The following is an 18,659-nucleotide window of genomic DNA, read 5'->3' as shown; positions in this document are numbered from 1 at the left end:
CGGGCCGACCGGTCAGCGGGACGTCCCGGCGCGCCGCTTCGCCCAGATGTCGAACGCGACCGCCGCCAGCAGGACCAGCCCCTTGATCAGCATGACCCGCTCGCTCGGCGCGCCGAGCAGCGACATGCCGTTGTTGATCACGCCCATGATGAGGCCGCCGGTGATCGCGCCGACCACCTTGCCGACGCCGCCCTGCACGGCGGCGCCGCCGATGAACGCCGCCGCGATCGCGTCCAGCTCGAACATGTTCCCGGCGGTCGGGCCGGCCTGGTTGAGCCGCCCGGCGAACACGATCCCGGCGATGGCCGACAGCACGCCCATGTTGACGAACAGCCAGAACGACACCGACTTCACCTTGATGCCGGACAGCCGCGCGGCGAGGGGGTTGCCGCCGAGCGCGTAGACGTGCCGGCCGAACACGGCCCGGTTCATCACCAGCGTGGAGCCGAGCACGAGCACGCCCAGCAGCACGAGCACCCACGGCATGTTCTTGAACCGGGCGAGCTGCACGGCCATGAACATGACGACCACGACGCCGAGGGTGTACCGCAGCACGAACATGGTGAGCGGTTCGACCTTCTGCCCGTAGCGGATGCGTCCCTGCCGGTTCCGCCACCCGAACCCGACGTAGCCGCCGACCAGGGCCAGCGCGACGAGCAGCGTGAACAGGTCGGCGCCGCCGAGCGGCCCGAGGCCGATGTTGCCGAGGTAGCCGGACAGGAAGCCGTTCGCGATCGTCCGCACCTCGTCCGGGAACGGGCCGATGCCCTGGTTGCCGAGGACGGTCAGGGTCAGCGCCCGGAACACCAGCATCCCGGCGAGCGTCACGATGAACGCCGGGATCTCGAAGTAGGCGATCCAGTAGCCCTGCCAGGCGCCGATCGCGGCGCCCGCGAGGATCGTCAGCAGCACCGCGATCGGCCACGGGACGTTGTGCTCGACCATCAGCACGGCCGCGATGGCGCCGGTGACCGCTACCACCGACCCGACCGACAGGTCGATGTGCCCGCCGATGATGACCAGGATCATCCCGATGGCCAGGATCAGGATGTAGCTGTTCTGGACGATGATGTTGGAGATGTTCTGCGGGGACAGCAGCTGCCCGCCGGTGAGCACCGCGAACAGCGCCACGATCAGCCCGAACGCGATGTAGATGCCGCTCTGCCGCAGGTTGACCGGCAGTGCCCGGCCCTGCGCCGGCTTCTCCGCCGGCGGCGGTGACACGGCCTTGTCGGCCGACGCGACGCTGCTCATGCTGTGCTCTCCTCGGTCTGGGTCATGTACTGCATGAGGCGCTCCGGCGTCGCGTCCGCGCGGCTCACCTCGCCGGTGATGCGGCCCTCCGCCATCGCGTACAGCCGGTCGCAGATCCCGATCAGCTCCGGCAGCTCGGACGAGATCACCAGCACCGCCCGGCCCTGGTCGGCCATCCGGTTGATGATCGAGTAGATCTCGTACTTGGCGCCGACGTCGATGCCGCGGGTCGGCTCGTCCAGGATCAGCACGTCCGCGTCGGTGAAGATCCACTTCGACAGGACGACCTTCTGCTGGTTGCCGCCGCTCAGCTGCCCGGTCGGCGACAGGACGCTCGGCGTCTTGATGTTCATCTCCTTGCGGAACCGCTCGGCGACCTCGTACTCGCGGTTGTCGTTCACCCAGCCGCCCCGGGCGAGGCCGCGCAGCCCGGCCGCGGAGATGTTGCGCTTGACGTCCTCGATGAGGTTCAGCCCGTAGGTCTTGCGGTCCTCGGTCGCGTACGCGAGCCCGTGCCGGATCGCGTCGGTGACCGTCCGGACCGTGATCTCCTCGCCGTCCTTGTAGACGCGGCCGGTGATCCCGGTGCCGTAGCTGCGGCCGAACACGCTCATCGCCAGCTCCGTCCGGCCCGCGCCCATCAGGCCCGCGAGCCCGACGATCTCGCCGCGGCGCAGGGTGAGCGCCGCGCGGTCCACGACGACCCGGCCGTGCTGGGTGGGGGAGTGGACGGTCCAGTCCTCGATCCGCAGCACCTCGCCGCCGATGTCGGGGACGCGGTCGGGGAACCGGTGGTCGAGGTCGCGGCCGACCATCCCGGCGATGATGCGGTCCTCGGACACGTCGCCGCCCATGTCGAGCGTCTCGATCGTCCGGCCGTCGCGCAGGATCGTGGTCGTGTCGGCGATCGCGCGGATCTCGTTCAGCTTGTGCGAGATGATCACGCAGGTGATGCCCTCGTCGCGCAGGCCGCGCAGCAGGTGCAGCAGGTGCGCGGAGTCGGCGTCGTTCAGCGCGGCGGTCGGCTCGTCCAGGATGAGCAGCTTCACCCGCTTCGACAGCGCCTTCGCGATCTCCACGAGCTGCTGCTTGCCGACGCCGAGGTCCATCGCGGGCGTCACCGGGTTCTCCTTCAGCCCGACCCGCTCCAGCAGCGTCGCCGCGTCGGCGTTCGTCCGGTTCCAGTCGATGAGCCCGAACCGCCCGCGCCGCTCGTTGCCGAGGTAGATGTTCTCCGCGATCGACAGGTACGGGCTGAGCGCCAGTTCCTGGTGGATGATGACGATCCCGCGCTGCTCGCTGTCGCGGATGCCGGAGAACCGGCACGGCTCGTCCTCGAACTCGATGTCGCCGGTGTACTCGCCGTGCGGGTAGACGCCGGACAGCACCTTCATCAGCGTCGACTTGCCGGCCCCGTTCTCGCCGCAGATCGCGTGGATCTCGCCGCGCCGCACCTCCAGGTTCACGTCCTGCAGGGCCTTGACCGCGGGGAACGTCTTGGTGATGCCGCGCATCCGCAGTATCGCGTCGGTCATGGTGCTCCTTGCGGGGACGGGCGGGGCGGCCGCCGGGGGAGGTGTCCGGCGGGCCGCCCCGCCCGAGGCGTTACTTCAGCTGGTCCGCGGTGTAGTAGCCGGTGTCGATGAGTTCCTTCTTGTAGTTGTCCTTGTTCACGATCACCGGGTTGAGCAGGTAGGACGGGACGACCTTCTCGCCGTTGTCGTAGTCCTTGGTGTTGTTGACCTCGGGCTTGTCGCCCTTGAGCACCGCGTCGGCCATCTTCACCGTGACGGCGGCGAGCTGCCGCGTGTCCTTGTAGATGGTCGAGTACTGCTCGCCCGCGATGATCGACTTGACCGACGCGACCTCGGCGTCCTGGCCGGTGACGACCGGGTACGGCTGGCCGGTCGTCCCGTAGCCGTTGGACTTCAGCGCCGACAGGATGCCGATCGACAGGCCGTCGTAGGGGGACAGGACACCCTGGATCTTCGTCCCGCCGCCGTAGTAGCGGGTGAGCAGGTCCTCCATGCGCTTCTGCGCGCGCTCGGGGTCCCAGCGCAGGGTCGCGATGGTCTTGAAGTCGGTCTGGCCGCTCTTGACGACCAGGGTCTTCTTGTCCAGGTACGGCTTCAGCGTGTCCATCGCGCCGTTGTAGAAGAACGTCGCGTTGTTGTCGTCGGGCGAGCCGGCGAACACCTCGATGTTGAACGGACCCTTCGCCGTGCCCTCCGAGCCGTCCGGCTTCTTCAGCCCGAGCCCGACGAGCAGGGACGTCGCCTGCTGCACGCCGACCTTGTAGTTGTCGAAGGTCGCGTAGTAGTCGACGTTCGGGGAGTTGCGGATCAGCCGGTCGTAGGAGATGACCGGGACGCCCTTGTCGGCCGCCTTCTGCAGCTGCGTCGTCAGCGCGGTGCCGTCGATGGACGCGATGATCAGCAGCCGGGCGCCCTTGGTGATCTGGTTGTCGATCTGGTTGGCCTGGGTCGGGATGTCGTTCTCGGCGTACTGGAGGTCGACCTTGTAGCCGAGCCCCTCCAGCTGCTTCTTGAGGTTGTCGCCGTCGTGGATCCACCGCTCGGACGAGCGGGTCGGCATCGTGACGCCGACGAGGGCGCCCGCCGCGGGCTTCTTCTCGGCCTTCTCCTTGTCGACGGTCTTCTGCGTCGAGCCGCACGCGGTCATGCCGAACGCGAGGCCGAGGCCCAGCGCCAGGCTGACGAACTTCCTACGCTTCACGTCTCACCTCGGGGGTGGTGCCGGTGTCCCCGGACACACTGTTACCGGTCACACTGCCATGTCAAGAGGGTGCGGTGCGCCGCGCCGGAAACGTGACCTCGGGGGAAGAGACGTGCTCGGTGCCGGCCGGCGTCACTCCTGGCCGCGGCCGGTCATCCTGTCGCGCAGCCGGTCCGCCGCCGCGACGGCCGGGCCCGCGGACCTGAGGACGCCCGGCTTCGGGGGAGTGTGGGGATGCGGCCGGGTGGGGGCCGTCTTCTTGCCCTGCTCCAGCTTGCGGCCCAGCTCCTCGGCCTCGTCCGCGGTGATGACCACGCGGAGCTTCGGCCAGACCTGGACCTCTTCGAACTCGATGTGCTCGCGTCCGTCCGCGGTGAACCGCGTGAGCAGCTCCTCGAAGCCCCCGTCGGTCGGGTCCTTGCCGAGCAGGTCGTTCAGGACGTGCTTGGCGGCCTGCTCCTGCCCGACGGCCTCGTCCGCCAGCAGCTCACCGTCGGGGACGAGCCTCCGGACGGCCGGCCAGAAGTACTCCTCCTCGACCGCCTCGTGCTTGGACTCCTCGATGATGAGCTCTTCCACCATCTTCTTGCGCAGCCGAAGGCGGTCCTCCCGGTCGGGCACCGCCCGGCTGGAGCCCGCCTCCAGTTCGGCGAGCATCCGCTTGACCTCGGTGTGGTCACGTCCGAGAACCTCGAAGACGTCGGCCATGGGTCCTCCCATCAACGGTTCGCTCTGCCCGATGCCCCGTCACCACCGGGCAAACGCCCGTCCGTCAGGACTCGCTGAAATCGTCCCGGGAAAGCCCCTTCTCGGCCATCTTGTCCTCAAGCTCGGCACCGAGTTCCGTGCGGTCGTCCGGGTTCGGGCGGGGCTCCTGGCCCGCGTCCCGATCCGGGTCGCCGCCGGGCTTCATGATGACCTGGTCGGTGTCGTCGGTCTTCGGCTGGTTCTCCTCAGGCGTGGTCATCCAAGTCCCCCGTGTCGCTGGCTCGTGTTGTCGAATGGCTCGCCGGTACGTCCGGCCGTCGCGCTACGGGCTACCCGGCGCCGCCCGCGTTAAGCCGCGGCCGTCCTACCGGGTGGGGCGGGAGCCGCGCCGGTGGCCGAACCGGATCCCGCTCAGCACAAGGTTGATCAGGAACAGCACGATGCCGATGATCAGCAGGTAGAACAGGCCCTTCACGACGACGCCGATGATGCCGAGCGCCACCGCGACGAGCAGGATGAACAGGAACAGGGCCACGGTGATCCCTCCTTCGGCCGGGCGGTGCCCGCGGTCAGCGGCGCGCGAGCCGGCGCTCGTCCGGTGCGGCCTCGTAGGCCAGGTCGTAGTGGGCGAAGACGGCGCCCTCGTCGCCGGCGAGCAGCTCCCCGTCGGTGTCGATCGCGGGCGCGTTCTTGATCTGCTTCTTCTCGCGGGCGACCCGCAGGTGCTCGGGGCCGACGGTCGCCCCGTCCAGCGGCGCGAACACCAGCCGCTGCCGCATCGGCATGCCCGTCTTCACGGTGGCGAAGACCGGCTGGTCGGTGAGGGTGTCGACGTACACGGCCTCCAGCTCACCGATCTTGCTACCGGACTCGTCGATCACCGTCCGGCCGCGCCACTCCCGGATGTCCTCGATCTCGAACATGTCCCTTGTCCAGCCGTTGCGTCGGAAAAGCCTTCTCGGACGTCATCTACCCAGCTCGCGGCAGATATGTCGGCCTGGTACGGGAAGGATCCGGGGGTGTAGGAGCACCAGGGTTCGGCCGCGTACGGGTCGCCGGAGACGGCCAGGGCCCGCGAGCGGGAGCCGCCGCAGATCGTCCGGAACTCGCAGGCGCCGCACTTGCCGGTGAGGTTGGCGGGGTCGCGCAGGCCGGTGAAGAGGGGCGACGTCCGGTAGATGCCGGGCAGCCGCTCGTCGCGGACGCTGCCTGCGGGCGTCGGCAGGAACCCGCTGGGGTGGACGGTGCCCCGGTGCGAGACGAACACGAACCCGCGCGCCGAGCTGACGTCCATGGGTGCACGCCGAACACGCCGCATCGGCAGGTCGAGCTCGGTCAGCCGGTGCCGCAGGTCGGCGTAGAGCGGGCCCAGGCCGAGCGCGGCGACGTGGTCTTCGCCGTGCCGCCGCAGGATCTCCCGCTGGACGACGATCCGGCGGAAGTGGTGCGCCTCCGTCGTCCGGGCGGGAATGTGCGCCCCCGCGTCGTACACGAAGTTCAGGACGTCCTCCACCTGGTGCGCGTCGAGGCCGGGCAGCAGCCTGCCGCGCCCGGTCGGGACGAGCAGGAACGCGCTCCAGGTGAGGGCGCCCATCTCGTGGACGATCCGCACGATCTCCGGCAGGTCGGTCAGGTTGTGCCCGGTGACGGTGGTGTTGATCTGCACCTTCAGGCCGAGGCCGCGGGCGGCCCGCCAGGCGTCGAGCGTCCAGCCGTAGACGCCCGGCGTGGCGCGGAAGTCGTCGTGGATCCGCGCGGTCGACCCGTCCAGGCTCAGCGAGATGGCGCGCGCGCCCGCGTCCCGCAGCCCGGTCAGGCCGTCCTCGGTGAGCGTCGGCGTACCCGACGGGGACACCGCGACCGGCAGGCCGATCCGGGCGCCGTGCCGGACGAGGTCGAACAGGTCCGGCCGCTGGAACGGGTCGCCGCCGGTGATGACGAACATCGGCGGCGGGCCGCCGAACTCGGCCACCTGCTCCATCAGGTCGAACGCCTCGGCCGTGCTCAGCTCGCCGGCGTCCCGCTCCGGCCTGGCCTCGGCGCGGCAGTGCCGGCAGGCGAGCGGGCACGCCTGCGTCGCCTCCCAGATCACGATGAACGGCCGGTCGGCGATGTCGTGGCGGGGCACGCGGATCTGTTTCATGTTTCCAGCAGGTAGTCGATGGCGTCGGCGGCGAAGTAGTCGCCGCCGATCGCGCGGACGAGGTCGGGCAGGAAGCCGAGGTCCTGGCCGAGGGTGAGCAGCGGCGGCTCGACGTAGCCGTCCGGCCGGTGCTGGCCGTGGCCGATGTTCGCGACGAGCGCGTTGCACAGGCAGCGGCGCCCGTCGGTCTCCACGGCGGTCCCGCCCTTGCGGACGTAGGCGTCCACGGGTTCGGCGGGGCAGCGGTAGCCGACCTTCCCGTCCTCCTTCAGGTAGGGGGTCCGCAGGTAGCTCAGGTCGCACAGCCGCGGGCGCTCGGCGTAGACATCCGGCTCGGAGAGCGTGCCCGGCAGCGCGGCGACCTTGAACGGGAACCCGGTCGGCGAGGCGCGCGGGTCGTTGCGGACCCGGAGCGTGCCGTCCAGCGCCCGCTTGACGAGCTCCCGCCGCAGGTCGGGGGCGAGGCCGGACTCCCGGCACAGCGCGAACACGCTGCCGGCCTGGATGCCGGCGGCACCGGCGGCGCGCGCCTCGGCGAGCGTGCCGGGCCGCGCGTAGCCGCCCGCCACCCAGAACGGCAGGCCGAGCGCGGCGACCTTCGCCGGGTCGATCCGGTCCCGCTGCCCGTAGATCGGCTCGCCGTCGTCGTCCAGGCGCAGCCGCCCGCGCGGCGGGGCGCTGTGCCCGCCCGCGACGGCCGTTTCCAGCACGAACCCGTCCGGCCGGGTGGCGGGCGATCGGTGCAGGTACATGGCGAGGACGGACGACGACACGATCGCCAGGAACCGCGGCCGCTCCGTCGTGACCCCGGACAGCGACGCCGGGTCGAACGAGAACGGGCGGCCCTCCTCGGCGCCCGCGACCGTCACGGTCACCTTCCCGGGAGATCCGGCGGCGAGGGCGTCCAGCAGCGCGGGGATCTCGCTGGGGATCCCCGCGCCCATCAGCACGTAGTCGACGCCGGCCAGCATCGCGCCGTAGGCGGCGGGCGGGGTGGCCAGCTGGATCTTCTCCAGGTAGTTGATCCCGACCGGGCCGCCGTGCCCCTCCTTGGCGAGCCACACCTCGGCGAAGTTCCCGGCGACGGTCAGCTCGTCGCGGGCCCTGTTCGCGCGCAGGCCGAGCTTCGGCACCGGCCGGTACCGCCCGCCCGGCTCGATCCCGCCGGGGATGAAGTAGCGGTCCAGGATCCGGTCGGCCACCCCCGGCAGCGGCAGGTGCGCGAGGGCGCGGCGCAGGTGGCCGCCCTCGTCCCCGGCCTGGAGGCCGCGGGCGAGCAGGGCGTCCAGCGCGACCCCGGAGACGACGCCGAGCTGGCCTGTCCGGGCGACGGCGTTCGCCAACTGCCACCCGGAGACGCCGGCGCCCATGCCGCCCTGGACGATGCGGGGCGGGTCCGGCTCAGACATCCCGCTCCCGCGCCGTCGCCGCCCACGTCAGCAGGTCCAGGCCGGCGGCGCGCGCGTCGCGCCGGGTCGCCAGGATGGCGTCCACCGTCTCGTCGGGAAGCGTCTCCACCATGATCGACAGCCCGTCGCAGTCGCTGACGTGCGGCAGGATCTGCCGGGTCAGCGCGATCCCGCGCTCGGCCTGCCGGGGCGTCAGCCGGTCGTGCTCGGCGAGCCCGTAGAGCCGCCGGACGTTCCGGATCGCGCCGTCGTGGTCGGCGAGCAGCTTCGCCACGTACTCGGCGCCGAAGATGGCGACGAGCTGCGGATACATCGACTCCTCCTCGTACCGGAAGTGCGGTCCGGTGGCGGCGTCGACGGCGGCGACCAGCTCGCGCACCCGCTCGGTGTCGCGCAGCCGGAACGCCTCCACCAGGTCGAGCAGGAGGTCGCGGACACCGCGGTGCTCCGTGCGGAACACATCGGTGAACTCTTGGACGAGTGTGGGCATCGTTCGCCTCTCTCTGGACGGGGTCAGACGCGTTCGAGGACTTCGGGGAACGGGCGGCGCGGCGTGCCGGGCACGAGCGGCCCGTAGCCGAACCGGATGATCGCCTGGATGTGGCCGTGCGGCTGCGGCTCCGCCGGCCCGGACCCGCGCGCGTCCAGCAGCTGGGACAGCAGCGAGGACGACACGCCGCGCCGCGCGGCGGTGAGCAGGACCCGCTGCAGCGCCTGCCCGGCGCGCAGCCAGTCCTGCGGCCCGTCGCCCCGGGTGAGCAGGACGCCGAGCTGCGGGCGGGCGGCGAAGTCGTCGACGTCCCGCCCGCCGGCCGGGCCCTCCGGGCCGAAGTCGCGGAGCGGCAGGCCCCGGCCGGTCGGCCGCGGCCCGAACGAGTACCAGGGGACGCCGTCGCCGCGGGTCCGGTCCGGCGTCCAGCGGGCCAGCTCGGCGAGGTAGGCCGGGTCGGCGACGAGCTTGGCGTCCGCCGCGGCGATCAGGCCGAGCAGGTACGCCGTGGTCTGCGGGCCGGGCAGGTTCAGCACCGCGCCCTCCTCCCGCGCCGCGGCCGCCAGCTCGTCCCGGACGACCTGCGGCACCCGCCGCTTCCCGAACGGCCGGCGGTTGGTGCGCCGGTGCGGGATCGTCGCGTACAGCTCCGCCAGGCTCGGCGACGGCATCGGCGCGTCCGCCGCCCGGACGGCCGCGAGCAGGTCCGGCCGCCGCGCGGCGTCCGGGAACGGCTCGATCAGCGGCCGGTGCCCGGTCACCCGGATCGCCAGCCGCAGGTTGAACAGGGCGGCGCCGCAGCTGATGTGCAGCGCCCGGCCGCGCGGGTCGATGACCGGCAGCCCGCGCCCGGTGTCCGCGTGCAGTTCCATGACCGCCGCGTCCTCGTCCAGCCGGAAGAACCACGGCTGGGTGTTGTGCACCGACGGGGCCGCGATGGCCGCGGTCACCAGACGCCGGACCCCGACGTGCGTCGCGTACGGATGGGGCATGGCGCACCTCCTCGTGCTGCCGCTGTGCCTCCTCAGGCTCCCGGCCGCCGGTGCGGCCGCCACAGGGCCGAAGGTCCCCCGCGCCGGGGACCAAGGACGGGACCTTGGACCCTCCTGGCACCGCGCGCGCGGCCGGAACTCTGGGATCGTGATCGTTGACCGCGCCGCGAACGCCGTCGTGCTCGCCTGGCTCCTGCTGACCGCGCTGGCCGTGCTCGTCCGCGACCACCTGCCGGCCCCGGACTGGCTGCTGATCCACGTGTTCCTGCTCGGCGCGGTGACCAACGCCATCGTCGCCTGGACGGACCGCTTCGCGACCGCGCGGCTGCGGCTGCCCGCCCCGCCCCAATGGTGGCCGGCGACTCGGCTGCTCGCCCTGAACGCCGGGGTCGCGGCCGTCCTGCGCGGCGCCACCAACGGGCACCCGGAGCTGGCGACGGCCGGCGCCGCGATCGTCGTCGGGATCGTGTGCGCCTACGTGACCGTGCTGACCGTCCGGTCGCGGCGCGCCTGGCGCGGCCGGTTCGGTCACGTGGTGGCCTGGTACGCGTCCTCGGGCCTCGCCCTGATCGCGGGCGGGACGCTCGGCGGCTGGATGGCGTCGGGCCGGGCCCCGGCCATGTGGCACATGCGCCTGGAGGCCGCGCACATGCACGCGAACCTCCTCGGCTGGGTCGGCCTGGCCCTGCTCGGCACCCTGTTCGCCCTGTGGCCGACGGTGCTGCGCATCCGGGTCCCCGCCGCGCTCGCCCGCCTGTCCCTGTGCCTGACCGTGCCGGGCCTGGTCGTGGCCGTGATCGCCCTCGCCGCGAACGCACGCTGGATCGCGCTGGCCGGGCTCCTGCTCTACACGGCGGGCGCCGCGCTGTCGCTCGTCCCGTTCGTCCGCACCCGCCGGCACACACCAGCCGCATGGATGCTCGCCGCCGCAACTGCCTGGTTCCTCATTGCCCTCGTCACCGACCTGGTCATCGTCGCCACCCGTCCGCCGGCCGAGGTCGCGCAGGGCCTCGAACCGCTGCTGCCAATCGCTTTGGGGGGTTTCGTGCTGCTAGCCGTCGTTGCCGCCATCCGATCGCTGAGGTCCCGTCTGTCGCCGCCCATCGCGGGTGTCGCGGTCGGCTGCCTGCTGACCGCCCTTGCGGTGGTGTTCGCGACAAGCGGCCAGACCGAGGCGCCCGTGCAGACGGTCGCCGCGTCGGGAACCCGCGTGGTGGACGTAACGCTGGCCAACATGCGCATCAGCCCGGGGACGATCGAAGCCGCCCCCGGCACACGCCTCGTCCTACGCGTCACCAACAAGGACGCGATGCAGCACGACCTGCGCCTGGACTCAGGCCAGGCGACCCCGATGCTGGACAAGGGCGAGTCGGCGACCCTGACGGTGCCGTCGGTGAAGGGCACGATCGACGGCTGGTGCACGGTCCCCGGTCACCGCGCAGCAGGCATGACCATGCAGATCAAGACGGCGAGCCACCACACGACGGCCTCAGACCAACCCGACGTGATGGCACATCCGTCCCCCGGCTGGAAGCCCTACGACGCAGCCCTCAAGTCGGCGCCTGGCGCCAAGGAACACCGCGTCGAACTGCACGCCACCGACCGCCAGTTGGAGGTGGCGCCCGGTGTTCAGCAGACGATGTGGACGTTCGGCGGCACGGTCCCCGCCCCAGTGTTGCGCGGCAAGATCGGCGATACCTTCGTCATCACCCTGGTCAACGACACGACCATGGGCCACGGCATCGACTTCCACGCTGGGTCGCTCGCCCCGGACGTGCCGATGCGCACGATCCAGCCCGGTGAACGCCTGACCTACCGCTTCAAGGCCGAACATGCGGGGGCGTGGCTGTATCACTGCTCGACCATGCCGATGCTGCAGCACATCGCCAACGGCATGTACGGCGCGGTCATCATCGACCCACCCGACCTGCCCTCGGTCGACCGCGAATACGTCCTGGTGCAGGGCGAGCTGTACCTGGGGCAACCGGGCTCGGCCGCCCAGGTCGCCAAGATGCGTGAGGGCCGCCCGGACGCCTGGATGTTCAACGGCACCGCCGCCGGCTACGACCACGCCCCCCTGACCGCCCGCGCCGGCGACCGCGTCCGCGTCTGGGTGGTCGACGCCGGCCCGTCCTCCAGCACCGCGTTCCACATCGTGGGCGCCCAGTTCGACACCGTCTACAAGGAAGGCGCCTACCTACTGCGCAAGGGCGACCCAGGCGGCTCGCAAATCCTCGACCTGGCCCCCGGCCAAGGCGGCTTCGTCGAAACCGTCATGCCCGAACCCGGCCACTACCCCTTCGTCGACCACGACATGCGCCACGCCGAGAACGGCGCCCACGGAATCCTGAAGGTGACCCGATGACCTGGTGGTCCGTCATCCGTTTCTTCCACGTCTCGGGGGCCGCGCTGTGGGTGGGCGGGCAGCTCACCATCTCCCTCGTGCTGCTGCCGCTCGCCCGGCAGAAGCTCCCCGCAGAGCAGTTCGCCGGGATGGCGCGCGAGGTCGGCCGCCGATTCGGCATCTTCACCGGAGCGATCTTCCTGCCGGTGCAGATCACCACGGGCGTGGCCATGGCCCGGCACAAGGGCGTCACCTGGGCGTCGCTCGTCGAACCCGGCTACGGCCGCATCCTGGCCGCCAAGCTGCTGCTGTTCGGCGCGGTCGTCGCCGTCGCCGGCGTGCACGGCTGGGCCAGCTCCCGGCATCCGTCCTTCGCGCGGGCCATGGCGATCACCTCGCTCGTCGGCTCCGTCGGCATCGTCCTCATCGCCACCGCCCTGCCCACCACCTAGGGGGAGACTCATGACCGACCGCCGTGAACTGCCGCTCGTCTACTCGTGTTCGGGCTGCTCCAGCGCCGCGCAGATGACGAACTGGCTGGCGATCCAGCTCGACCGCCGCGGCGTCGCAGAGATGTCCTGCATCGCGGGCGTCGGCGGGGACGTGAAGAGCCTGGTCCGCAAGGCCACCAGCGGACGCCGGATCATCGCGATCGACGGCTGCGCCCTGGAGTGCGCCCGCCACTGCCTCGACCGGCACGACGTGACGCCGGACGTCCACCACCGGCTCAGCGACGACGGCGTCCGCAAGCGCCTGGGCGAGGACTTCGATCCCGCCCAGGCTCAAGAGGTCCTCGACACGCTCCTGGAGCGGGTCGAGACGGAGCTCAAGAACGGCTGAGCGGTTCGAAGCGGGCCGTGAAGAAGCGCAGCGTCGGCGGCTCGTACGTCATGCGGAGCCCGCCGACGGAGTCCCGGTTCGCGTACAGGTGCTGGACGGAGGCCTTGTGCACGGGCGGGCGCCCCGGCTAAGGACCTTGGTCCCCGGCTGCCGGACCGTTCGGCACAAGTCCGGCTCAGCGGCCGCGCTGGACGAGCTTCAGCCCCTCGATCACGAGGTAGGAGGCGACGGCGATGACCACGATCCGGGCCCAGGCGGCCGCGTCGAGTGGCGCCGAGCCGAACACGTCGTTCATGAAGGGCGCGTACGTGTAGAGCACCTGGAGCGCGACCAGGGCGAGGACGCTGACGGCGACCCACGGGTTGCGGCGGATACCGCACCACAGCAGCGGCCGATCCAGCGAGAGGCAGTTGGACATGTAGGTCAGCAGCGTCAGCGCGAACACGTTGACGACGATCGTCTGCGCGACCTCCGGGGACGCGCCGTGCCCCCGTTCCCAGTGCTGGAGGCCGAAGGAGCCGGCGAGCAGGATCGCCGAGACCAGCAGGAGCCGGGTGGTCATCGCGCGGGTGAGCAGCGGCAGCCCCGGGTCGCGGGGCGGGCGGCTCATGATGTGCTCGTCCTTCGGCTCGACCGCGAACGGCAACCCGAGGACGAGCACCGCCGTCATGTTGAGCCACAGCACCTGCAGCGGCAGGATCGGCAGCGCGGTCCCGGCGACGATCGCGGCGACGAGGACCAGGCCGAGCCCGATGTTGGACGGCAGCGCCCACACGATGAACTTCACCAGGTTGTCGAAGACGCCGCGGCCCTCCTCCACCGCCCGCTCGATGGAGGTGAAGTCGTCCTCGGTGAGCACCATGTCCGCCGACTCCTTGGCGGCGTCGGTGCCGGTGCGGCCCATCGCGACGCCGATGTCGGCCTGCTTGAGCGCCGGCGCGTCGTTGACGCCGTCGCCGGTCATCGCGATGACGTGCCCGGAGCCCTGCAGCGCCTGGACGAGGCGGAGCTTCTGCTCGGGCGAGACGCGGGCGAAGACCGTGGTCGCCGCCAGGCGCTCGGGGGAGTGGTCGGCGGCGAGGTCCGCGCCGGTCATGACCTCGCCCGCCAGCCCGATGCGGGCGCCGATCGCGGCGGCGGTCGCGGCGTGGTCACCGGTGATCATCTTGACCTGGATGCCGGCGTCGTGGCAGGTCCGGACGGCCCGCGCGGCGTCCGGGCGGGGCGGGTCCAGCATGGCCTGCAGGCCGAGGAACGTCAGCCGGGGCAGCTCGTCCAGCGTCTCGGCGCGGCCGCGCGCGAAGGCCAGCACGCGCAGGGCTTCGGCGCCGTAGGTCTCGGCGCGGGCGATGACGGCCGCCGGATCCAGGGGAACGGGAGCGCCGCCGGGCCCGGCGGCGTCGTCGCACAACTCCATGATCCGCTCGACCGGCCCCTTGACGTACACGGTGCCGTTCTCGTGCAGCGTCGCCATGTAGCGGCGCTCGGAGCTGAACGGCTGCGTGGCCGTGCGGGCCGGGACGTCGCCGAGCCCGGCCTTGGCGGCGCTGGTGACCAGGGCTCCCTCCGTCGGGTCGCCGGTGATCCCCCAGCCGCCGTCCCTCTCGGCGAGCCGCGCGTCGTTGCAGCCCAACCCGGTCAGCAGCGTCTCCCGGAGGACGGGGTGCTCGGCGAGGTCGATCGCGCGGCCGTCGAGTTCGATCGCGCCGTCCGGGGCGTAGCCGGTGCCGGTGACGGTGTAGTCGCGCCCGCCCGCCGTGATCGCGGTGACGGTCATCTGGTTCTGCGTGAGCGTGCCGGTCTTGTCGGTGCAGATGACGGTCGTCCCGCCGAGCGTCTCCACGGCGGGCAGGTGCCGGACGATGGCGCCGCGCCGCACCATCCGGGCGACGCCGAGCGCGAGGGTGATCGTCACGACGGCGGGCAGGCCCTCGGGGATCGCGCCGACGGCGAGCGCGACGGCGGCGGTCAGCATCTCGGTCGCGTCCCGGCCGCGCAGGATGCCGATCACGAAGGTGAGCGCGGCGAGCACCAGGATCGCGACCGTCACGACCTTGCTGAACTGGGCGATCTTGCGGGTGAGCGGCGTCTGCACCGCCGTGGTGGTGTGCACGAGCCGGTCGATGCCGCCGAGTTCGGTGTCCGTGCCGGTCGCCACGACCAGGCCGGTGGCCGCGCCGGCGGTCACCAGCGTCCCGGAGAACGCCATCGCGGTGCGGTCGGCGAGGGCGACCTCGGGCAGCGCCGCCGGGTCCTTCGTGACGGGGACCGACTCGCCGGTCAGCGCCGACTCGTCCACGGCCAGCTCGTCGGTGCGCAGCAGCCGCAGATCGGCCGGTACCTTGTCGCCGGCCTCCAGTGCGACCAGGTCGCCGCGCACCAGGTCCGCCGCCGGGACGCCGACTCGCGCGCCGTCCCGGACGGCGACCGCCGTCGTCCGCGCCATCGCGGCCAGCGCGGTCAGCGCCTTCTCCGCCCGCGACTCCTGGACGAACCCGACGATCGCGTTCACGACCACCACGCCGAGGATGACCAGCGCGTCCACGCGCTCGCCGAGCAGGCCCGTGATCAGCGCCGCCGCCAGCAGGACGTAGATCAGCGGGCTGTTGAACTGGAGCAGGAAGCGCAGCACCGGGCCGCGTCCGCGCGCGGTCGGCAGGGTGTTGGGCCCGTCCCGCTCCAGCCGGGAAGCCGCCTCGGCCGAGGTCAGGCCCCGGGCCGCGTCGCCGCCGAGGTCGCGGACGACGTCCTCGGCGGGCCGGCGGTAGGGTGCGGGAGCCGTCGTCATCGCGTCACCGCCGGCTAGGGGCGGGAGTCCCTGCGGTCGGCCTTGAGCTGCGCGGCGAGCGCGGCGGCCTGGGTGCGGCGGCTCATGCCGAGCTTGGCGAAGATGTTGGAGATGTAGTTCTTCACGGTCTTCTCGGCCAGGAAGAGGCGCTCGCCGATCTGCCGGTTGGTCAGGCCTTCGCCGATGAGGTCGAAGATGTGGCGCTCCTGCTCGGTGAGGCCCTTGAGCGGGTCCTGCTTCTCCTGCCGGTCGCGGAGCCGCTGCAGCATCCGGGCGGTGGAGCGGGGGTCGAGCAGCGACTGGCCGGTGGCGACGGTGCGGACGGCGCCGACCAGGTCCGAGCCGTGGATCTGCTTGAGGACGTACCCGGCCGCCCCCGCCATGACCGCCTCGAACAGGGCGTCCTCGTCGTCGAAGGAGGTCAGCATCAGGCAGGCCAGGTCGGGCATCTGGGAGCGGATCTCGCGGCAGACGCTGACGCCGTCGCCGTCGGGGAGCCGGACGTCCAGCACCGCCACGTCCGGGCGGGCGGCGGGGATGCGGGCGAGGGCGTGCTCGGCGGTGCCGGCCTCACCGACGATCTCGATGTCGTCCTCGGCCGACAGCAGCGCCGCCACCCCGCGGCGGACGACCTCGTGGTCGTCCAGCAGGAACACCCGGATCGTCTTGGCAGCCTCGCCGCTCATGGTGCATCGTCCTTCGCCTCGTCGCCGACGGACTGGACGTTACCCGCTGGCCGGGCGGAGCCACACTCACCGGACGTCCCGCCATCGAAGGGACCAAGGTCCCGAACCGGGCGGACGGCCGCGAGTGCTTGTTCCAGCGACTTCTCCGGCGAGCTGCTGGTGTCGATGGCGACGGCCTCCGGCCATGGCGCGGCGTTCGCCCGCATGGCGGCGGCGATGTCGGCGTCGGCGTCGGAGAGGCCCTGCGGGCGGGCGCGCATCCGCTCGGCGGTGACGTCCTCCGGCGCGTCGCATCGCAGTGCGTACATCGCTGCGTGCTCGCGGTCGGCGACTTCGGCGAGCAGGTTCCGTGCCTCCTCGGACGTCCAGGAGGCGTCCAGGACGACCGTTTCGCCGTGCTGGAGGAGCGTCGCGGCGCGATCCGCGAGTTCCCGATACGTGCGCCGGGTCTGCTTGGGGGAGTAGAGGCCTGTTCCGTAGTCGGCGGCGGCCGAGTCGAGAGGCGCGAGCCCTGCGAGTTCCTTGCGGACGCGGTCGCTGCTGATCAGCGTGCAGCCGAGCCGGTCGGCCAGCGCGCCGGCGAGCGTCGTCTTGCCCGTGCCCGGCAGCCCGCCGACCAAGATCAGGCCGACCTGCCCGGCGCGCAGATGCCGCAGCGCCAGGTCGGCGTACGAGCGCGCCTCGGCGGCGGTGTCCGCGCCGCCCTGCTCGTGCCGCAGGCAGGCGACCTTGGCGCGGACGAACGCCCGGTAGGCGATGTAGTGGTGGCGCAGCGAGGACGGCGCCGGGTCGGCGGCGAACCCGGCGTACCAGCCGAGGAAGCGGTCGGCCAGCTCCGGGGCGCCGAGGCGTTCGAGGTCCATGGCCAGGAAGGACGCGTCGTCGAGCCCGTCCAGCGAGCGCAGCGCCTCGTCGAACTCCAGGCAGTCGAGGACGCGTGGTCCGTCGTCCAGGCAGAACACGTCCCCGGCCAGCAGGTCGCCGTGGCCGTCGACCACGCGCCCGTCCGCGATGCGCGCGTCGAACAGCGGCTCGCGGCCGGCGAGGAACGCGGTGACGAGATCCTCGATCTCGACCGCCGCGGCCTCGTCCAGCACGTCGCCGTGGAAGGGGCGCACCTGGTCGAAGCTGTCGCGCCAGCGGGCGTGCAGGGCGTCGCGCGTCCCGTGGGCGGTGACGGCGGGGCCGCGCGGTGCGCGGGCATGCCAGGCGGCGAGGATCCGGGCGACGTCGTTCAGCGCGTCCTCGACCGGCGCGCCCTCCTCCACCAGGTGCGACAGCCGCCGGTCGGCGGGCATCCGCCGCATGACGACCAGGTGGTCGCAGACGTCGCCGTCCGGCCCGTGCACGTCCGACACCCCGAGGTAGACGTCGGGGGCGAACCGCCGGTTGAGCCGGACCTCGTCCCGGCAGGCGCGCTCGCGCAACTCCCGGGTGCTGAAGTCGAGGAAGCCCAGATCCACCGGCTTCTTGAGCTTGTAGGCGCGGTCACCGACGAAGAACACCACGCCGATGTGCGTTTCGCTGACTGCGGCGTCGGCCATCGCTTCTCTCACGTCCTCGGCTCGGGTACCCCCACCCTCCCCGCGATCACGGCCGTCTATCAGTGCCGAGGGGCCCGGCCGTCCCGGCAGAGGTCCCGCCGCGAAGGGCCCTTCGGCCCTGTGTCGCCGGTCACTCCCGCGGTGAGATGGAGGGGTGCGTGACACGCTCGACACGAGATCGGGGGCGAACCGGTGAAGACCATTACCGCGGCGGACCTGGCCCGCGAGTCCTTCCTGCGCGGGATGCGGAGCGCCGACCTGGCGAGGCTGGCGACCACCGCCCGCGCCACCGAGATCCCGGCCGGACGGCGGATCATCGCCGAGTCCGAGCCCGCGGAGCGCTTCTGGCTGATCCGGGCGGGGACGGTGGCCCTCGATCTGCGCGTGCCCGAGGGCGGGACGGTCGTCGTCGACACGTTCGGGCCCGGCTCGGTCCTCGGCTGGTCCTGGCTGTTCCGCCCCTACCGGTGGCGCTTCGGCGCGACGGCGCTCACGGACGTCGAGGCCATCGAGTTCGACGGGCGGCTGGTCCGCACGCTCTGCGCGGTCGACCCCGCGCTCGGCTACGAGCTGACCCGCCGCTTCACCGAACTCGTCGTCGACCGGCTGCAGGTCGCCCAGCTGCGGCTCCTGGAGAACTCCCGCCCGGTGCCCGCACCGCAGCCCTGACGGGTCAGGCGGGACGGTCGGGGGGCGGGGCGGTGCCCCGTCCCTTATACACATCT

Annotated in this window: 19 protein-coding genes; 4 read left to right on the top strand and 15 right to left on the bottom strand. The window is 72.0% G+C overall.

From position 1 onward, the window contains the following. Positions 1-12: 12 nt before the first annotated feature. The 11 genes from mmsB to HUX53_RS34235 all read right to left on the bottom strand — a co-directional run bounded on the left by mmsB (position 13) and on the right by HUX53_RS34235 (position 9,732). On the bottom strand, positions 13-1,254 hold the full coding sequence (gene mmsB, locus HUX53_RS34285; protein WP_176407431.1) for a multiple monosaccharide ABC transporter permease: 1,242 nt from the start codon (positions 1,252-1,254) through the stop codon (positions 13-15). Then, complete coding sequence (gene mmsA / locus HUX53_RS34280) at positions 1,251-2,789, bottom strand: multiple monosaccharide ABC transporter ATP-binding protein (protein ID WP_176407430.1); 1,539 nt, start codon at positions 2,787-2,789, stop codon at positions 1,251-1,253. The genes mmsB and mmsA overlap by 4 nt, the downstream gene beginning before the upstream one ends. Positions 2,790-2,859: 70 nt before the next feature. After that, complete coding sequence (gene chvE / locus HUX53_RS34275) at positions 2,860-3,990, bottom strand: multiple monosaccharide ABC transporter substrate-binding protein (RefSeq protein WP_309237562.1); 1,131 nt, start codon at positions 3,988-3,990, stop codon at positions 2,860-2,862. 132 nt (positions 3,991-4,122) lie between these two features. Continuing rightward, entirely contained in the window at positions 4,123-4,698 is a 576-nt protein-coding gene (locus HUX53_RS34270; RefSeq protein WP_176407429.1) for a hemerythrin domain-containing protein, read from the bottom strand. Between the two features lie 64 nt (positions 4,699-4,762). Then, positions 4,763-4,957 carry a hypothetical protein gene (locus tag HUX53_RS34265; protein WP_176407428.1) on the bottom strand — a complete coding sequence of 65 codons (195 nt, stop codon included), beginning with the start codon at positions 4,955-4,957 and terminating at the stop codon, positions 4,763-4,765. A gap of 105 nt (positions 4,958-5,062) precedes the next feature. Further along, complete coding sequence (locus HUX53_RS34260; RefSeq protein ID WP_176407427.1) at positions 5,063-5,233, bottom strand: hypothetical protein; 171 nt, start codon at positions 5,231-5,233, stop codon at positions 5,063-5,065. A 34-nt stretch (positions 5,234-5,267) separates the two neighbouring features. Beyond that, positions 5,268-5,621, bottom strand: a complete 354-nt coding sequence (locus HUX53_RS34255) for a PRC-barrel domain-containing protein (protein ID WP_176407426.1) — start codon at positions 5,619-5,621, stop codon at positions 5,268-5,270. Continuing rightward, positions 5,576-6,841: a TIGR04053 family radical SAM/SPASM domain-containing protein gene (locus HUX53_RS34250; protein WP_217920244.1), complete on the bottom strand. Its 1,266-nt coding sequence runs from the start codon at positions 6,839-6,841 to the stop codon at positions 5,576-5,578. Before HUX53_RS34250 ends, HUX53_RS34255 begins: the two co-directional genes overlap by 46 nt. Beyond that, entirely contained in the window at positions 6,838-8,250 is a 1,413-nt protein-coding gene (locus HUX53_RS34245; RefSeq protein ID WP_176407425.1) for a nitronate monooxygenase, read from the bottom strand. The genes HUX53_RS34250 and HUX53_RS34245 overlap by 4 nt, the downstream gene beginning before the upstream one ends. Continuing rightward, positions 8,243-8,740, bottom strand: coding sequence for a hemerythrin domain-containing protein (locus HUX53_RS34240; protein ID WP_176407424.1), 498 nt, complete (start codon positions 8,738-8,740; stop codon positions 8,243-8,245). Before HUX53_RS34240 ends, HUX53_RS34245 begins: the two co-directional genes overlap by 8 nt. 23 nt (positions 8,741-8,763) lie before the next feature. Further along, positions 8,764-9,732: a hypothetical protein gene (locus tag HUX53_RS34235; protein WP_176407423.1), complete on the bottom strand. Its 969-nt coding sequence runs from the start codon at positions 9,730-9,732 to the stop codon at positions 8,764-8,766. Positions 9,733-9,880: 148 nt separating this feature from the next. Here HUX53_RS34235 and HUX53_RS34230 point away from each other — a divergent pair, with 148 nt between their 5' ends. From HUX53_RS34230 to HUX53_RS34220, 3 genes are read left to right on the top strand one after another with little or no spacing between them, the layout of a single operon-like run. Further along, entirely contained in the window at positions 9,881-12,097 is a 2,217-nt protein-coding gene (locus tag HUX53_RS34230; RefSeq protein WP_309237561.1) for a multicopper oxidase domain-containing protein, read from the top strand. Continuing rightward, positions 12,094-12,528, top strand: coding sequence for a hypothetical protein (locus tag HUX53_RS34225; RefSeq protein ID WP_176407421.1), 435 nt, complete (start codon positions 12,094-12,096; stop codon positions 12,526-12,528). The genes HUX53_RS34230 and HUX53_RS34225 overlap by 4 nt, the downstream gene beginning before the upstream one ends. Before the next feature lie 10 nt (positions 12,529-12,538). Next, positions 12,539-12,916, top strand: coding sequence for a putative zinc-binding protein (locus tag HUX53_RS34220; RefSeq protein WP_176407420.1), 378 nt, complete (start codon positions 12,539-12,541; stop codon positions 12,914-12,916). Here the strand turns inward: HUX53_RS34220 and HUX53_RS41925 are convergent. From HUX53_RS41925 to HUX53_RS34205, 4 genes are all read right to left on the bottom strand, one after another. After that, on the bottom strand, positions 12,903-13,028 hold the full coding sequence (locus HUX53_RS41925) for a hypothetical protein (RefSeq protein ID WP_255205915.1): 126 nt from the start codon (positions 13,026-13,028) through the stop codon (positions 12,903-12,905). The genes HUX53_RS34220 and HUX53_RS41925 overlap by 14 nt on opposite strands. Positions 13,029-13,091: 63 nt before the next feature. Continuing rightward, the gene (locus tag HUX53_RS34215) at positions 13,092-15,704 is read right to left on the bottom strand and encodes an HAD-IC family P-type ATPase (protein WP_176407419.1); all 2,613 of its coding nucleotides are present in this window, start codon (positions 15,702-15,704) and stop codon (positions 13,092-13,094) included. A 14-nt stretch (positions 15,705-15,718) separates the two neighbouring features. Further along, positions 15,719-16,390 carry a response regulator transcription factor gene (locus HUX53_RS34210; RefSeq protein WP_176407418.1) on the bottom strand — a complete coding sequence of 224 codons (672 nt, stop codon included), beginning with the start codon at positions 16,388-16,390 and terminating at the stop codon, positions 15,719-15,721. Beyond that, positions 16,387-17,934: an AAA family ATPase gene (locus tag HUX53_RS34205; protein WP_176407417.1), complete on the bottom strand. Its 1,548-nt coding sequence runs from the start codon at positions 17,932-17,934 to the stop codon at positions 16,387-16,389. Before HUX53_RS34205 ends, HUX53_RS34210 begins: the two co-directional genes overlap by 4 nt. Positions 17,935-18,126: 192 nt before the next feature. Here HUX53_RS34205 and HUX53_RS34200 point away from each other — a divergent pair, with 192 nt between their 5' ends. After that, complete coding sequence (locus tag HUX53_RS34200; protein WP_217920243.1) at positions 18,127-18,603, top strand: Crp/Fnr family transcriptional regulator; 477 nt, start codon at positions 18,127-18,129, stop codon at positions 18,601-18,603. Positions 18,604-18,659: the final 56 nt, after the last annotated feature.

Origin of the sequence: Actinomadura sp. BRA 177, assembly GCF_013372625.1 — a bacterium.
Taxonomy (GTDB): Bacteria; Actinomycetota; Actinomycetes; order Streptosporangiales; family Streptosporangiaceae; genus Spirillospora.
The sequence above is the reverse complement of the archived record's forward strand: the minus strand, read 5'-3'. Positions and strand labels throughout refer to the sequence as shown.

Excerpts from the sequence above, each read along its gene's own strand:
- HUX53_RS34265 (WP_176407428.1), bottom strand. The coding sequence starts at position 4,957 with ATGACCACGCCTGAGGAGAACCAGCCGAAGACCGACGACACCGACCAG.
- HUX53_RS34215 (WP_176407419.1), bottom strand. The coding sequence starts at position 15,704 with ATGACGACGGCTCCCGCACCCTACCGCCGGCCCGCCGAGGACGTCGTC.
- HUX53_RS34255 (WP_176407426.1), bottom strand. The coding sequence starts at position 5,621 with ATGTTCGAGATCGAGGACATCCGGGAGTGGCGCGGCCGGACGGTGATC.
- HUX53_RS34220 (WP_176407420.1), top strand. The coding sequence starts at position 12,539 with ATGACCGACCGCCGTGAACTGCCGCTCGTCTACTCGTGTTCGGGCTGC.
- HUX53_RS34235 (WP_176407423.1), bottom strand. The coding sequence starts at position 9,732 with ATGCCCCATCCGTACGCGACGCACGTCGGGGTCCGGCGTCTGGTGACC.
- HUX53_RS34210 (WP_176407418.1), bottom strand. The coding sequence starts at position 16,390 with ATGAGCGGCGAGGCTGCCAAGACGATCCGGGTGTTCCTGCTGGACGAC.
- HUX53_RS34225 (WP_176407421.1), top strand. The coding sequence starts at position 12,094 with ATGACCTGGTGGTCCGTCATCCGTTTCTTCCACGTCTCGGGGGCCGCG.
- mmsB (WP_176407431.1), bottom strand. The coding sequence starts at position 1,254 with ATGAGCAGCGTCGCGTCGGCCGACAAGGCCGTGTCACCGCCGCCGGCG.
- HUX53_RS34250 (WP_217920244.1), bottom strand. The coding sequence starts at position 6,841 with ATGAAACAGATCCGCGTGCCCCGCCACGACATCGCCGACCGGCCGTTC.
- HUX53_RS34245 (WP_176407425.1), bottom strand. The coding sequence starts at position 8,250 with ATGTCTGAGCCGGACCCGCCCCGCATCGTCCAGGGCGGCATGGGCGCC.
- mmsA (WP_176407430.1), bottom strand. The coding sequence starts at position 2,789 with ATGACCGACGCGATACTGCGGATGCGCGGCATCACCAAGACGTTCCCC.
- HUX53_RS34240 (WP_176407424.1), bottom strand. The coding sequence starts at position 8,740 with ATGCCCACACTCGTCCAAGAGTTCACCGATGTGTTCCGCACGGAGCAC.
- HUX53_RS34205 (WP_176407417.1), bottom strand. The coding sequence starts at position 17,934 with ATGGCCGACGCCGCAGTCAGCGAAACGCACATCGGCGTGGTGTTCTTC.
- HUX53_RS34270 (WP_176407429.1), bottom strand. The coding sequence starts at position 4,698 with ATGGCCGACGTCTTCGAGGTTCTCGGACGTGACCACACCGAGGTCAAG.